This is a genomic window from Streptomyces sp. NPDC006012 (assembly GCF_042871185.1).
In the GTDB taxonomy this organism is placed as follows: domain Bacteria; phylum Actinomycetota; class Actinomycetes; order Streptomycetales; family Streptomycetaceae; genus Streptomyces.
This window is the reverse complement of record NZ_JBIAIE010000072.1, coordinates 1-1,082: the sequence shown is the minus strand read 5'-3', so window position 1 is coordinate 1,082 and position 1,082 is coordinate 1. Positions and strand designations below refer to the sequence as shown.

The window sequence follows — 1,082 nt, the reverse complement described above, 5'->3', positions numbered from 1 at the left end:
GCGCCGCGTGTCGCGGCAGATCCATGTCGGTTCGGTGGCGGTGGGCGGGGATGCGCCTGTCTCGGTCCAGTCGATGACGACGACGCGTACGTCGGATATCGGTGCGACGTTGCAGCAGATCGCGGAGTTGACGGCGTCGGGTTGTCAGATCGTGCGGGTGGCGTGTCCGACGCAGGATGATGCGGATGCGTTGGCGACGATTGCGCGTAAGTCGCAGATTCCGGTGATTGCGGATATTCATTTCCAGCCGAAGTACGTGTTCGCGGCGATCGAGGCCGGGTGTGCGGCGGTGCGGGTGAATCCGGGGAATATCAAGAAGTTCGATGATCAGGTGCGGGAGATTGCGCGGGCTGCGGCGGATCGTGGGACGCCGATCCGGATCGGGGTGAATGCGGGGTCGTTGGACCGGCGGTTGTTGCAGAAGTACGGGAAGGCGACGCCGGAGGCTCTGGTGGAGTCGGCGCTGTGGGAGGCGTCGTTGTTCGAGGAGCATGGTTTCCGGGACATCAAGATCTCGGTGAAGCACAACGATCCGGTGGTGATGATCGAGGCTTACCGGCAGTTGGCGGAGCAGTGTGAGTATCCGTTGCATCTGGGTGTGACGGAGGCGGGGCCGGCTTTTCAGGGGACGGTGAAGTCGGCGGTGGCTTTTGGTGCGTTGTTGTCGCAGGGGATCGGGGACACGATCCGGGTGTCGTTGTCGGCGCCTCCGGTGGAGGAGGTGAAGGTCGGTATTCAGATTCTGGAGTCGTTGAATCTGCGGCAGCGGGGTCTGGAGATCGTGTCGTGTCCGTCGTGTGGGCGGGCGCAGGTGGATGTGTACAAGTTGGCGGAGGAGGTCACGGCGGGGTTGACGGGGATGGAGGTGCCGTTGCGGGTGGCGGTGATGGGGTGTGTGGTGAATGGTCCTGGTGAGGCGCGTGAGGCGGATCTGGGGGTTGCCTCGGGTAATGGGAAGGGGCAGATCTTCGTCAAGGGTGAGGTGATCAAGACGGTTCCCGAGTCGAAGATCGTCGAGACGTTGATCGAAGAGGCGATGAAGCTCGCCGAGCAGATGGAGGCCGAGGGCGCCGCGTCGGGCG

General features: G+C 63.5%; 1 protein-coding gene. It reads left to right on the top strand.

Annotated features, from left to right (window positions below; genetic code table 11):
• A partial coding sequence (ispG, locus tag ACFYPJ_RS39065; protein WP_389026895.1) for a flavodoxin-dependent (E)-4-hydroxy-3-methylbut-2-enyl-diphosphate synthase occupies positions 1–1,082 on the top strand: 1,082 nt, incomplete at both ends.